Source organism: Pontibacter sp. MBLB2868 (assembly GCF_051904785.1).
Classification (GTDB): Bacteria; Bacteroidota; Bacteroidia; order Cytophagales; family Hymenobacteraceae; genus Pontibacter.
The window spans coordinates 34,584-49,095 of the sequence record NZ_CP196710.1 but is presented as its reverse complement, the minus strand read 5'-3'; the positions used below and the strand labels follow the sequence as shown (position 1 = coordinate 49,095).

10 protein-coding genes are annotated in these 14,512 nt (G+C 44.0%); all 10 read right to left on the bottom strand.

Going from position 1 to position 14,512, the window contains the following annotated elements; all coding sequences use genetic code 11:
• Positions 1-3: 3 nt before the first annotated feature.
• The gene (locus ACSX1A_RS00185) at positions 4-3,192 is read right to left on the bottom strand and encodes a SusC/RagA family TonB-linked outer membrane protein (RefSeq protein ID WP_439881580.1); all 3,189 of its coding nucleotides are present in this window, start codon (positions 3,190-3,192) and stop codon (positions 4-6) included.
• 365 nt (positions 3,193-3,557) lie between these two features.
• Positions 3,558-4,635 (bottom strand): peptide chain release factor 2 gene (prfB, locus tag ACSX1A_RS00180; protein ID WP_439881579.1). Its coding sequence is split into 2 segments (ribosomal slippage): positions 3,558-4,574 and positions 4,576-4,635, totalling 1,077 coding nucleotides; the frame shifts between segments, so codons are not numbered across the junction.
• Positions 4,636-4,658: 23 nt separating this feature from the next.
• A complete protein-coding gene (locus ACSX1A_RS00175; RefSeq protein ID WP_439881578.1) occupies positions 4,659-5,732 on the bottom strand; it encodes a branched-chain amino acid aminotransferase in 1,074 nt (357 codons plus the stop codon).
• A gap of 32 nt (positions 5,733-5,764) precedes the next feature.
• Complete coding sequence (locus ACSX1A_RS00170; RefSeq protein WP_439881577.1) at positions 5,765-6,313, bottom strand: cob(I)yrinic acid a,c-diamide adenosyltransferase; 549 nt, start codon at positions 6,311-6,313, stop codon at positions 5,765-5,767.
• On the bottom strand, positions 6,314-7,042 hold the full coding sequence (locus tag ACSX1A_RS00165) for an ABC transporter ATP-binding protein (RefSeq protein WP_439881576.1): 729 nt from the start codon (positions 7,040-7,042) through the stop codon (positions 6,314-6,316).
• An 11-nt stretch (positions 7,043-7,053) separates the two neighbouring features.
• Entirely contained in the window at positions 7,054-10,095 is a 3,042-nt protein-coding gene (locus ACSX1A_RS00160) for a tetratricopeptide repeat protein (RefSeq protein ID WP_439881575.1), read from the bottom strand.
• Positions 10,096-10,110: 15 nt separating this feature from the next.
• Positions 10,111-10,398 carry an Asp-tRNA(Asn)/Glu-tRNA(Gln) amidotransferase subunit GatC gene (gene gatC / locus ACSX1A_RS00155; protein WP_439881574.1) on the bottom strand — a complete coding sequence of 96 codons (288 nt, stop codon included), beginning with the start codon at positions 10,396-10,398 and terminating at the stop codon, positions 10,111-10,113.
• On the bottom strand, positions 10,340-11,146 hold the full coding sequence (locus tag ACSX1A_RS00150; RefSeq protein WP_439881573.1) for a lysophospholipid acyltransferase family protein: 807 nt from the start codon (positions 11,144-11,146) through the stop codon (positions 10,340-10,342). Before ACSX1A_RS00150 ends, gatC begins: the two co-directional genes overlap by 59 nt.
• A 178-nt stretch (positions 11,147-11,324) precedes the next feature.
• Positions 11,325-11,885, bottom strand: coding sequence for an NUDIX domain-containing protein (locus ACSX1A_RS00145; RefSeq protein WP_439881572.1), 561 nt, complete (start codon positions 11,883-11,885; stop codon positions 11,325-11,327).
• 97 nt (positions 11,886-11,982) lie between these two features.
• Positions 11,983-14,496: an FAD-binding oxidoreductase gene (locus ACSX1A_RS00140; protein WP_439881571.1), complete on the bottom strand. Its 2,514-nt coding sequence runs from the start codon at positions 14,494-14,496 to the stop codon at positions 11,983-11,985.
• Between the last annotated feature and the right edge of the window lie 16 nt (positions 14,497-14,512).

Genomic DNA, 14,512 nt, shown 5'->3' with positions numbered 1-14,512 from the left:
CAGTTAAAATGATACTTTTAAGCCCGCGCCAAAACTTCTCGTTTGTGGTAATGACACATATTCCAGACCTTGAAAGTTACCGGCACCTCCCACACTTGTTTCTGGGTCAAAGTTCGGATAGTCTGTAATAAGGAAAAGGTTACGGCCTGTAAAGAAGACGCTTGCAGTTCCAAAAGGTGTTTTCTCAAGTAGAGTAGTTGGCAGGGTATAGCCAAGGGTAACCTCTCGTAGCCTTACAAAGGTTGTGGAGTAAACATTGGATTCTGTAATCGCATCCATTGCATCCTGCCAGAAGGTTTGTCCTTGCAAAATTGCAATGTCGTTTGGTCCTTCCACCACAAGATTACCATCATCATCAATAAAGCCCTTTGTTCCACCAAACACTTTTGGTGTCTCCCTGTCTTCAGTGAGTTCTGCCATACCATACAACTTTAATAAGCGTGTATTACCTGCGTATGCGTTACCTCCTTTACGCCAGTCTAACTGAGCAGATAAGGTTATACCTTTAAATGAAAAGTTATTGGTAAACGTCATTTCATAATCAGGCTGAACATTACCTATATTTTTGGCTGGCCCCTGCAATGGCATACCATAGTATGGGTTATCTTCACCGTCTACAAATTCCCGGCTATCTACTACAATATTGCCAGCATCATCTCTCACATAGGAGGTACCGAAAATAATAGGATAAGCAGCACCAGCTTGTGCACGTATATTTGGCGTTACGAAACCGCCTAGGAATATATTCTCAACACCCTCTGCCAAAGATTTCACCTCATTGTTATAGGTTGAGAAGTTAGTAATGATCTCCCACTGGAAATTAGTATTTCTTATAGGATACAGTCCCAAAACAAGTTCATGGCCTTTTGTCTCTAACTCACCTGCATTTCTTAATTCAGCAGTAAAACCAGAAGATGGAGCTAAAGGAACCTGGAAAATCTGGTCTTCAGTTCGTTGAATGTAATAGGTATAATCTATTGTGATCCGGTTTTCAAGGAATCTTAAGTCACCACCGAATTCAGTAGTCTTAGTATTCTGCGGACGGAGTTGATTTGAACGAATCAGGTCACTTAAGGAATAGGCATTTAATCCATTAAAAGGGAAAACAATACCATCGTTCAAAAAGCCGGAACCGGAACCACCCCCAACAAAGATATTTCTTGTCACAAATGGATCATCTGGTGCAGCCCCTACTTCGGCATATGATGCTCTGATTTTACCAAAACTTAACCAGTCATAATCCAGTTGAAATGCATCAGTAAAGACGAATCCTATACCAACTGAAGGGTAAAAGAAACTTCGGTTATCTCTAGGTAAGTTTGACACATAGTCCTGACGTGCGGTAGCATTTAAGAACAGGTAGTTTTTATATCCTAATTCCAGGCTACTATAGAAACCCGCAACCCTTCTTTTGGTGATTACCTCGTTTGTAAGCTGCGACGTTGTGCTTGCAATGTTGCGGAATCCACCTATCGGAATGCCATTACCGATATTAAAGATTCGACGGCTACGAATATCATAAACTTCATTACCTAATAAGAGGTTAGCGTTCAAATCTTCTGTAAGATCCCTGTTAAAGTTAACAGATATGTTAGAGTTGATTTGATTTTGATTGATGGCATAGTCTGTAATTTGTCCTCCTGAAGGGGGATTGGTTCTACCACCTGTAAAACCTGAACCTAGTTCATAAACCTCTTTACCATCTGTAATAAAATGGTCAACTCCGAATCTATAGTTAATTCCAATCCACTCAAGTGGTTTGTAATTAACATTTGCACTTCCTATTAAGCGACGTGTTTGTTCTGAAAATTCATTATTTGCCAATGACCACCTTGGGTTATCAATCGCACTACGATAGTTCAATTGCCTATATGGGTCATCAGGAAATGCATATGGCAGCCCCCACAAGTCAAAAGTCCTTGGTGCTGCATACAGTGTAAATAAGGGGTTTGACAGGTTACTACCTCCTGGTATCTTATCAATATCTATATCGGAGTAGTTTGCAGTCAGACCAAGGTTAACTTTATCATTCAACCTAAAATCTCCCGCTATCTTACCTGTATAGCGCTGCATACCAGTTGTTGGCACAACACCTTCCTGATCAGTGAAACTAAAACCAACAGCATAGTTGCCAAACGTATTGTTATTGGCAAAGTTGATAGCGTTGTTCCAGGTATGGCCTGTCTGAAAAAAAGGTTCTACGTTATCAAAAATAATATTTCCGGGTCGCTGATTTCCAAGAGGATCAGTTATTGTACCAAGTTCACTTATTGGGGGTCCCCACGAAAGTGATGTGGTTGGGCTATAATCCCCACCGCTACCTTGCGCATAAGTATCCTGCAGATCAGGAAGAACAGAAACTTTGTCAAAAGTATAATCAGTATTAAATGTTACTGTTGCCCCTTTCTTTTCAGCCAGGCCCTTACCTTTTTTTGTTGTAATAATAACTACGCCATTAGATGCTCTAAGTCCATAAAGAGCCGCTGCAGCTCCACCTTTCAACACAGAAATTGATTCAATGTCGTTAGGGTTAATATCCAAAGCACGAGCAGAAGCATCCGCACCACTCACACCACCTGTACCTGGGCCCGCACCACCTAACTGCTGTGGAGCGTTACTTTCAATAGGCATTCCGTCAACTACATAGAGCGGTTGATTGTTTCCAGAAAAAGAACGGTTTCCTCTTACTGTAATTGTAGAAGAAGCACCTGGTAATCCACTGGACTGTCTTACAATAACCCCAGCTACTTTACCTTGAATAGCGTTTGTAACGTTTGGCTGACCTGCTTTTGACACAGTTTCACCTTCAAGTTGCTGGACAGAATAACTTAGTGCTTTTTCTTCTTTCTCAATACCAAATGCAGTTACAACAACCTCCTCAAGTTGTTTTGTATCAACACCGAGTGCAACATCTATTGTTGCAGCATTTCCAATAGTTCGTTCTACTGTTGTATAACCGATAAACCGGTATACTAAAGTGTTTGCATTTGCAGGTACATTTATAGAGTAGGTTCCACCTGTTCCAGTGGTTGTACCTTGAGTTGTTCCTTTCACAAGTACAGCAACGCCGGGCAATCCTTGCCCTGTGTCTTTGTCAGTAACTGTACCTGTTACTGTTCTGCCTCCTTGTGAAAAACCTTCTATTGACAGTAGTATCGCCAACAAAAAGGTTAGTAGTAGACCTCTTTTCATACCAATTGCTTTTTAAATAATACAACATTACAAATCGTTTTTACGATGCGGCTGGCAAAAAAGGTTATATACAAACAACAATCAAATTACATTTATCAAAACAAAGCAAACATATTAAAATATCTTTATATCAAGTATTTATATATATTTAATATATTCCATTTATACAAAAAATTCAATTTAAGTCTATAGGCTTATTTCTTATAAACAGTTAGAATTTTATAATAAGGTGATATAATAAATGGCTTCATTTAATGCACTCATTAAGATGTTCTTTAAAGAGTACAAAATAGAAAAACCTTTAAAAGCAGCAGGGGCTGCCACTCATAGTGGCAGCCCCTGCTGCTTAACTGTAATAAAGTTTTTTATGCCTGCATTAAAAATGCTTTGATATACTCATCTATGTCACCATCCAGCACTTTTTGAACATCTGAACGCTCCACACCTGTCCTAATGTCTTTAATCAGCTTATAAGGGTGCAACACGTAATTGCGTATCTGAGAACCGAAATCAATTCTCTTTTTAGTACTTTCAATCCGGTCCCGCTCCTCATTCTGCTTCTCCATCTCTATCTGGTAGAGGCGTGACTTTAACATACGTAGCGCGTGTTCTTTGTTCATCAACTGCGAACGTTCTATCTGGCACTCAATGATAATACCTGAAGGCTTGTGGCGTAAACGTACCGCTGTTTCGACCTTATTTACGTTCTGCCCTCCTGCACCACCAGCACGGTAAGTGTCCCATTCAATATCACTGGGGTTGATCTCAATATGTATGGTATCATCTACCACCGGGTAAGCAAACACAGAGGCAAATGAAGTATGCCGTCGACCACCGGAGTCAAACGGTGAGATACGCACCAAACGATGCACCCCAATTTCTGATTTAAGGTAGCCGTAAGCAAAATCGCCTGTGATCTCTAAGGTCGCTGATTTTATACCAGCCCCTTCACCTGCATTATAGTTCAGTTGCTTTACACCGTAATTATGCGATTCTGCCCACATAATATACATTCGCATCAGCATCTCGGCCCAGTCCTGACTCTCGGTACCACCGGCACCGGGGTTGATCTCAAGTATGGCGCTAAGCTGGTCTTCTTCGCCGCTCAGCATACGTTTAAACTCAAGTCCCTCTACAGCTTCCTCGGCTTTTTTGAACTCCTTCTGGATATCCTCCTCCGATACATCGCCTTCTTTATAAAAGTCGAACAGAACCTCAAAGTCAGAAACGCCTTTTTCTACTTCTTCGTAATGATCCGTCCATACTTTCACGGACTTTATCTCTTTCAGTATTTTCTCAGCTTCTTTAGGGTCATCCCAGAAGTGAGGACCTGTTGTTTGCAGCTCGGTCTCCTCTACCTGTTTTTTCTTGGCATCGTAGTCAAAGATACCTCCTCAAAGCCTCTACTCTGGCCTTTAAATCTTTTAATTGATCAGTTGTCATTTGTGGGGTTTAGTGTTTTATACTTACAGACTGATGCGGTACACCCAATTATGAATGTCTTCCACCTTACCTGTTTTGATCTTATCCAGCGCTACCGCTACCCTGTTTGATATTTCACGGTCTTCGATAGCCGGTAGTTCCATATCTAGTCCATCGTAATGGATGGTTGCTATCTGGGCAATAGTGGCTGCAGTTCCTGTACCAAACGCCTCTTGCAGTTTACCTGCTTTGTAAGCCTCTACCAGTTCATCAATCGCAATTTTTCGCTCCTCAACAGTATAACCCATGTCGCGGGCCAGTGTCAGAACGCTATCACGTGTGATGCCTTTAAGTATAGTTGTACTGGCAGGTGGGGTTACTAATTTTCCGTCTATCACAAACATCAGGTTCATGGTGCCAGATTCTTCTATGTACTTATGCTCTTTTGCATCCGTCCATATTAACTGGTGATACCCCCTTTCCTGCATTTTACGGGCAGGAAGAAGTGCTGCGCCATAGTTCCCGGCTGCTTTGGCATAACCTGCACCACCTTCCGCAGACCGCACATAGTGTGGCTCTACTGCCACCTTAAGCGGCATGCCATAATAGGCGCCTACAGGGCAGGTGAAAACAGTAAATCTATAGTTTGATGACGGACGAACACCGATAAAATCATCGGTTGCGAACATGAACGGACGAATATATAATGCGCATCCGTCAGTTGGCGGTACCCATGCTGCATCCAGGCGTAGCAGCTGCTCCAGCCCCTGCATAAAGATATCCTCGGGTATTTCCGGCATACACATACGCTCAGCTGAAATATTCAGTCGCTTGAAGTTGTCAAGCGGACGAAACATCAATATATCGCCATTCGCATCTTTATAGGCTTTCATACCTTCGAAGATGGATTGCCCATAATGGATGGCAGACGTGGCAGGACTTAACGACATATTGCCATATGGCATGATCTGCGGTTGCTGCCACTCTCCATCCTTATAGTCAACAACCAACATGTGGTCTGAAAAGATTTTACCGAATTCTATGTTGTTATAGTCCAGCTCCGAAATGCGTGATTCGGAAACACATTTCGCCGGTATAGTTAACATATCCACTGACATAGTAAGATTAATTGATTTCGAAAAGTAAAAGGTCAGACACGGGGTTTCCAAATAACTTCTTCAGCGCCCAATTCCTGTGTCATTTTACGGCAAAGTGCAAACAAGTAGTCAGAAAGTCTGTTCAGATATTTTATTACCAGTTCCTCCACCTCTGACTCCTGTTGCAACCGTATTGCCAGGCGCTCTGCCCTGCGGCAAACACAGCGGGCTACATGGCAAAATGAAACAGACTGATGTCCGCCCGGTAAAATAAATGCCCTGAGTGGTGGAACCTCGGCCGTTAGGTCGTCAATTTCTTTTTCCAGCAACACGATATCTTCTTCGTGCAGGTCCGGGGTCTTCATTTTAGATTTGTCAGGGTCAGTTGCCAGTAAGGCCCCGATAGTAAAAAGCCTGTCCTGGATCTCCTTTAAAATATCCATCCGCCCCTGATTCACCTCCTGATCGCGCACCAGGCCGATGTAGGAGTTGAGTTCATCTACCGTGCCGTAAGCCTCGATGCGAAGGTCTGATTTAGCCACACGGGTGCCTCCAATGAGTGAAGTGTTCCCCTTGTCGCCTGTTTTAGTATAGATTTTCATTTAGTTAATATGCTCAGACTGAAGTTTGGAAGCTGTCACGATGTCATCGTTCATCACATCCGACTCGATGAGACCATCGCGCAGCCGCACGATGCGGTGAGCATAGCGGGCAATGTCTTCTTCGTGAGTCACCATGATAATGGTGTTCCCTTTGGCGTGCAGGTTCTCGAAAAGCTCCATGATCTCATAAGAAGTCTTGGTGTCAAGGTTACCTGTCGGTTCGTCGGCCAATATGATACTTGGGTCATTTACCAGGGCCCGTGCAATAGCAACACGCTGGCGCTGCCCTCCTGATAGCTCATTCGGTTTATGTTTGCTACGGTTGCCCAGCCCTACGCTTTCCAGCACCCCCTGCGCCTTCTCTTCCCGGTCACTTTTGCTATAGCCCGCATAGATCAGCGGCAAGGCTACATTATCCAGTGAAGATTGCCGCGGTAGCAGGTTAAAGGTCTGAAACACAAACCCGATTTCCTTATTCCGTACCTCTGCCAGTTCGTTATCGCTCATATTGCTTACATCCTGGCCATTCAGAATGTACTGTCCGCCTGTAGGTGTATCCAGGCAGCCGATAATATTCATGAGAGTAGACTTACCTGAACCTGATGGCCCCATAAAGGCTACATACTCCCCTTTGCTGATCTTGATAGATACAGATTTCAGGGCATGGATAGTCTCCGCTCCCATACGGTACACTTTGGAGATATCGTGTGTTTCAATGATAACGCTCATACTGCCTTTTTTCAGAGTTGCCAGTTGTCAGCACGTGTCTCAACCTCCTGGCGCTTTTTGTCTAATTTCTTTATAAATATACTATATTCCGTTGCAGGAAGCAAACTTTGGAGTGTCTGCTGAGCCTGTTCTGCGTACGAGTATAAACCCTGATCCACGCTCTCAAGCGCATAGGCTTTATATAGTTCTGCAGAGTACGGATTATAGGTAATGCCGCTCAAAAGTATATTATAAGCTTTCTCCTCTTTTGGCTTATATACGTCAAAGAACCGGGCAGCCGACAACACAACTTCCTCATCGTAGAGCAGCATAGCAAGTGCCTGCTCATACCTGGCAGCTGCCTCTTCGTTACGTCCTCTGGCCTCAGCTATTCTGGCTTTAAAGTATAACCTTTGCCGTTTATCACGGTCAGTAAGGTATAGCTGATCCATCTTATTCAGTAAGGCATCATAATTTTCGGTGTACAGCCAAACCTTTAGCTGGTTCAGGTTAAGGGCTGACCTTAACTCTCCCTCGGCCTGTAACTTAGAAGAAGCGTTCTGAATGGCATCATAAGCAGCCTTCCATCGTTTATTAGCCATCATGTAATCTACCCGTGCCAGTAATGCACGGCGCTTCAACTCCTTATCCTGCACAGCCTGCACCAGGGCATCCACGTTTTCTTCGTTCAGCTGGGGCAGGTTGGTTAGCAGGTACTGCACTTTCTCTTTGTCAGGTGCCTGAGTGATCACCGTTTGTACGTCCTGCTGCAGTACAGCAATCAGGTCCTGAGCCACAGCAATTGCAGCCTCGTTTTCTGTAAAGCCTACTTCCTGCAGTGCTTCCACAGCCTGTTGTGGCTGGTTGGCAAGAGCCATTGCGTATCCTTCCGACAAGTATGCCTGCTTGTTGCCCCTGTCTTTGGCAAGCTTAAAATAAGCAGCGGCAGCTTTATAGTTATTTTCTTCCAGCATCCACTGGCCCAGCACATTGTAATAGTACCCCCCGCGGGATTCAGCCTGCAGTGCCAGGTTCTCCAGTATAGTTCTGCCTTCTTTAACGCGCCCGTTATAATGGTGCACCAGTCCTTTCAGATAGAGCAGATCCTCGAAAAACAACTGATTGCCGGGATTAGACAGGTAACGGTTTATAGGGGCAAGCCTGGAGGTATCTCCTTCATTTAGCCTGCTAATGGTCTGGTTATAAAACAGCGTAAGGTCTTCTATAGCGCCCAGTGAGTCGGGCATAAAGGCTTCCTTATCGCCTGGATCCAGGCCAAGCAACTGACGCAGAGCTGCGGCATTACTTCTGAGTGTCTTGTACTTCCCTTTGCGGCTCTCGCCAAGCAACTGCTTCGCGGGGTCCAGCATTGCCTGGCGCGTGTAGAAAGCCAGCCTGTTGCTTTCTATAAAATCCTCGTCGGAGGTATACTTCTGCGCCAGGTTAAAATAATAGTCAGTACTGTCCTGCACGCTTGTTGCGGCATACATCAGGGCCAGGTTATTATATATCTCGGCGCTCTCCGGAAATTTAGCGATTCCCTCCTGCAGCACATACATCTTCTCGAAGAAGTACTGCTTCTCATCATACAAATTAGCTAACCTGATGTAAAGCTTCGGGCTCGGACGCTTCTCCAGCGCCTCTTTCAGGTGCAGAATCTCGCTATTGCGTTGGTTTTTCTGCCTGTAAATGGAGGCAAGGTTGTAGTTTGCCTTCACGTTATTCACATCAAACAGATCGCTTTCCTCATAAAACCGCTGTGCCAGTATAGGATTACCTGATGCGGAGTAAAGATCGCCTAAGTAGTTGTAATAGCCACCCTGCGCATAAAAGTAGGAGCGATACTGGGTTCGCATAACAAGTATGGTGCAGATCATCAGGCTCATCAGGAAAAAGGAGAAGAGCGAGAAACGCTTTGGCTCATATACTACCTTATACACTGGCAGGCGCTGCTGCAGCAGTGTAGCATAATTGATCAGGATGTATAGTAAGAAGCCAAAACCAAAGGCAAGATGGGTGTATACGATCAGATCGTGAAATAGCACCGTAAGCGGGTCGTTTGCAGTTGCAAAAGCGTACCCGATGCTTAAAAATGCCATAGTGGCAAAAACCAGGTATAGTACAGCACCCGCTGGTTTAAACAGGAAAAGGCGCTTGTAATAAGCCTCCCGTTGGCGCATCCCCCAAAAGCCTGCTATTACTGACAGTATGAAAATAAAGTACCCGTTTATATAAAACAGGTCTGCCTTCAGGTAGCCAATGTGGCGCAGGTAAAGCAGCAACAGGTTTACCAGGTATAAAGTACTTACCAGCACAAACTGCCACAAGCCAAAGCGCTTTTCTGGTGTCTTTGCCTGTGTATTGATCCAGAGAAGGGCGTTTACGTTTTCATAGGACACCCACAGCATAAACAGTACAGTGGCTATAAGCACACCAATGCTGCTATAGTTTACCAGATGCAGGGTGATGAGTCTGGCCGGAAACTCGGCCTCGCTATAGATCAGCAGGGCTAACGTGGCCACCACGCCCATCATTACTACTATGCGCAGTGCAAAGCGGGTCTGGGGCCAGAAAGCCTGAAATGCATAACTGCTTATTGCTAACAGCGCAATGCTTACCAGAAGTGTGGTCTGGCTGGCACCATTGCCGAAAATACTAAGCAGGTCAAAATTAAACGTAGCCAGGAAAAGCATTAACAGCAGCATGCCGCCAAAGTAGGACAGCTGCTTCATGGTGCTGATGGCAGCTGTATAGAACGCGACGCAGAGCCCCAGTATACCAATCAGCAGCGTGGCAGCTGTGGTATTTACTGTGGGCAGGGCAACATCATATTGCTCAAAGATAAGGTACCCTTCGGCTGAAAGGGTAAAATTTTCCAACAGCCGCGTTACCTCATGCACCGGCACGGGCACCACCTGCAGGTCGGTTAATTTATCCCAGTCAAAAGCATATCCTTCTCCTGTAAAGTAATGGAATACGCCCAACAAAAGCGCCACGACGCATAACAGGAGTAAAAAAAGATAGGGATACTTAATATCAGTATCCCAGCTTCTCCAGAATTTGATTTTATTCATATATAAATCAGCGGATTACTCCAGTACTTTTGGTACCCGGAAATAATCTGAGTCTTTTTTAGGAGCGTTCAGTAATGCTTCTTCGTGGGTAACTGTATTGCGGGCCACATCCTCACGAAATACGTTCAGCTCTTCCGACATATGCGTTAGCGGCTCAATACTTTCGGTGTCCAGTTCACGCAGCTTGTCTACCCAATTCAATATTTTGTTCAGGTCCTGCAGCATTTCCTGCTCCTTCTCCTCGTTAAACTCCAGCCTTGATAAGTGTGCTAATTTTCTGATAGTTTGAATATCCGTTGACATATGTCTCTTTATGTTTCGTTATCTCTGTTTGTATTACATTAAAAACCTGCTCCTTCAATAATGGCAGGTCCGCCAAGGTCATTCCTTTTGTCTGGATCGGCTCATGGATCACGATCTTGAGCGGATGCCAGCGCACTTTGAGCTTGCCGTTAAGGTCCGGCAGAAAGTGCTGGTTATATGGCATTGTAACAGGCACTACGGGCAATTGCTTTTCTATGGCCAGTTTAAAGGGGCCATCTTTAAAGGATAGCAATTGTTCTCCTGCAGTCGGCGGTATCGTTCCTTCCGGAAAAATAACCAGGTTACGGCCTTTTTCAAGCGTTTTAACCGACTTTATATAGCTCTTAGCACTACTTAAAGCGTTCTTCCGGTCAACGGAAATATAGAGCTTATCATAAACCTTACCCCAAAGCGGCACTTTTGCCAAGGAGCTTTTACCTACAAAGTTAAGAAATCCGGGGATGGTATGCAGCATCATCGGAATATCGAGATAGGAACTGTGGTTGGGAGTGAAAATATACCGCTGCCTCGGGTCAAATTTCATACGCCATTCCACTATCAAAGGCGTCAGGAACATGCGAAGGAAAATGGTAGACCACAACCTGTTTATACCATGCACATGCCTGTACCACTGCTCTTTCTTGATCAGAAGTGCCTGCACCGGATACGTTACAACAAATGGTAAAACAAACCACGTGACGCACCAGGTTGTATAGATTCTATGATACAGGTATTTAATGGCTTTCATGCATCCAAATGTAAGAATTATCCTTTATTGTAGAACTGCCACTTCAACAGAATAATTCAACAACGCGCAACACTTTAACATGGTATGGTGCCGGGGAGTATTTTAACTTAATAACCGGTTAGGCTTCTGCCCCTATTTTCACCTGGTAGCGAACGAAAGTGTACGCCTTTTTAATTAATTATTTACCCTGCCCCTGAAGCATGAGATGTGCTTTAAGTATGCCTGCAACGCTAATGGCATCTGTTATCTCGTTATTCATGGCCATGCGTACAGCTTCTTTAAAGGGCACACGTTTTATATGCAGCTCCTCCGTTTCCTCAAATGCTGTATCACCGGCGGTAAGCTCCTGCGCCAGAAAAACAAATCCTTCTTCGTCGGTTACGGAGTTGGATGTATGCAGGCGGCAGATATTGGTCCATTTGGCAGCAGTAAAGCCTGTTTCCTCCTGTAACTCCCGCTTAGCCGATTCCAGTATGTCATTTTCTACCAGTCCGCCACCCATCGGAATCTCCCAGCTATACTCGTTAAGCGGGTAGCGGTACTGCCCGATCAGGTAAGTATAGCCCTCGTCATCAATGGGAATAATGCCGATGGCCTTGTTTTTCATGCTCACCACGCCGTAGATACCCTCGCCGCCTCCCGGGTTCAGCACCTGGTCCTCACGCACCTTTATCCACGGGTTCTGGTAGATATCTTTGCTGGAAAGGGTAGTCCAGGGGTTATGTGTTTCGTCGATCATAGCTTTTTATTTCTTGTGCAAAGATAGGAGCATAATATTCTATTCCCGAAACCGGTGCTACAGATGAACAAAGTATAAACAAGCCCAATGTCCTCCTTTAGTAGTCATAAATATGTTCTACTTCAATTCCCATATTCTGACCATACCTGATAAAAGCCATTAAATCGCTTACTGGCAGCAGATACACAATCCGATGTTTCTGCTGGCTTGTTACAAGCTCTGACACATATAACTTATCTGCATGATCAAAATTGATGTCTGCTGATTTGCTTGCAAGCACAGACACTGCTATTTCATCATTCCCTCCTATTTCACTAATTATCAGGTCGCTGTCAGCTGCCTGTAAAAGTGTTTTGGTAAATGTTCCCCAGCGTGGTATACTTACTATTTTATTTTGCTGCTGCTCTTTTATAACCTTAATACCGTTTATTTGTACAGGTGCCACTTTAACAACAGTTAAATAAATTTCTTCAACCGGGGCTTCATAACTACTCTTTGCACCCCACTCAATTAATTTTGAATAGCCTGCTTTTAGAGTAAACTCAAAAGTAAAAAACAATTTACGCTCCCATTTTCTAAGCAAACTTGCGTCAGATGTGTCAGAAATGGTCCATATTTTATTTACCCAGGGCATAAACTCAAATTCATACCAGGCGGTGTCATAGATAAAATCGCTGTACGCCCTTTGCGCCTCAATAATAGTTTTCTCTTCGTCGGATGCTGTGCCGTTGGAGAACCACCCGAAAGCCCTGCCTATAGTGTTCTCGTAAAGCAGCTTGCCGGCGTACTCCATAGTTACACTTATCCCGATTACCTGAAGCATTGTCTTGTACTCCTCATTTTCTGGATATGCCTGGGATACCAGCTTCATTGACCGGTCATATAGCTTCCAGTATTCATTGATGGATGCATAAAATGGGAAATCCGAAGGATTATTTCCTGCCTCCAAGTAGTCAGCGTATTCCTTTGGGTTAAAGACAAGGTACCACTCAGGCACCGTTAATATGGTTTGCTCTTCGGCTCTGTAGTAGCCCTTTATTCTCTCTCTTTCTTTGGCACTCGTATTCCTTGCATAGGGATTATACTTATCCAACAGCTTATTTGTAAATCGATGAGATGGGTCGAGTGTGTTTTTAACCTCAAAGTATTTAACTGAATTGGGATAGGCTTTCTCAAATTGGGCAGTGGTTGCATGTGGCTGATAGGGCAGATACCAGGCTCCTTTTTCGCTCAGGATAGCATCTGTCATCTCAATGGTCCATTCCCTAACCTCCTCCTTTGATGTAATATCTGTGCCTTGCTTATAGTAGATCACAAAGGCAAAAACTTCCTCAGGAGCCCAAGTCAAAAAGGTCTCCTTATCAGGGTAAGCATGCCTGAGCGATACATTGATAACATTGACGTCGTACTTTTCGAAAACCGCTTTCATTTTAGGAATGAAAGAACCTATGTTCGCAACCGGTATAAAGTATTCCTGTAGAACATACGTCTGCTCCTCCCGTGATTTAGGCTCGAGTTCATTCACGTTGTAACTGGCCTCCTTGTTTCTCCAGGTTACTTTATCGGAACTATAATACAAAGGATCTAAAACACTGCTACGCATCCATTTGCCAAAATCTCCCCAAGACACAAACTCAACCAAATTACGCTCTAGCCAATAATTCTCATCTCTTGGTGTAAAACGAGCTGTGTCTGTTAACTTCTTATCTGTTCTCTTCCAGGCAACGCTATTTATCACATCAAAAGCAGGTGGATACAAGTCCCCGTTCTGAAAAATAACATCTGCATCATTAAGTATATTCTTGCGGAAAAAAGCAGCATAATCCTTCGGTTTAACAAGTTCGGTTTGACGCTCCACTTTTACATTATCAACTAACTGCAGCGTAACCTCAGCTATCACACCTAATCCGCCATAGCCACCAATAACGGCTTTAAAAACATCCACATTTTCCTCACGACTTGCAGATATTATCTTGCCATCTGCTGCTATTAGTTTTAAGGCAATAACAGAAGACACAATAGGCCCATGCCCCACATACCTGCCATGGCAGTTAACCGATACAGAACCTCCCACCGTGAAATTGGCATAGGTCTGCATAATCTTTACAGACAGGTTATATGGGTCAATGGCTTCCTGCAAATCGCGCCAGGTTATACCCGGCTGTACAGTAACCTGCTTCTTAACCGTATCTAGCGCAATAATCCGATTGAATTCTCTAGTGTCAATGTGCAGACTATTTTCATAGCTAGTCTGCCCTCCCATACTATACTTTCCACCACCGATTGAGATGGGGCCTGAAGTTGTTTGAATTGCCTTTATTATCTCCTTGTTAGTATGTGGCTTAACTACTTTATTGACTTGGATAGAATTGATGGAAGTAACATCGTTTATTCTTTTATTCTCTAATGTCCTCTTAAATGAGGAATCACCTGATGTTTTAACCAAAATGAAGACAAACAGCACATATCCCATAAAACTATAGAACGGTATGGCATACCGCTTTTTACGGTTGATGCACTTGAAGCCGCGTTTTAAGTATGTGAATATTGCTGTTAAAAGAGCTAACAATTTCCTGAGCAGGAAAAGGGTTAAGAGTTTAAGTCTTTTCATTTACAATAAGGGTGCT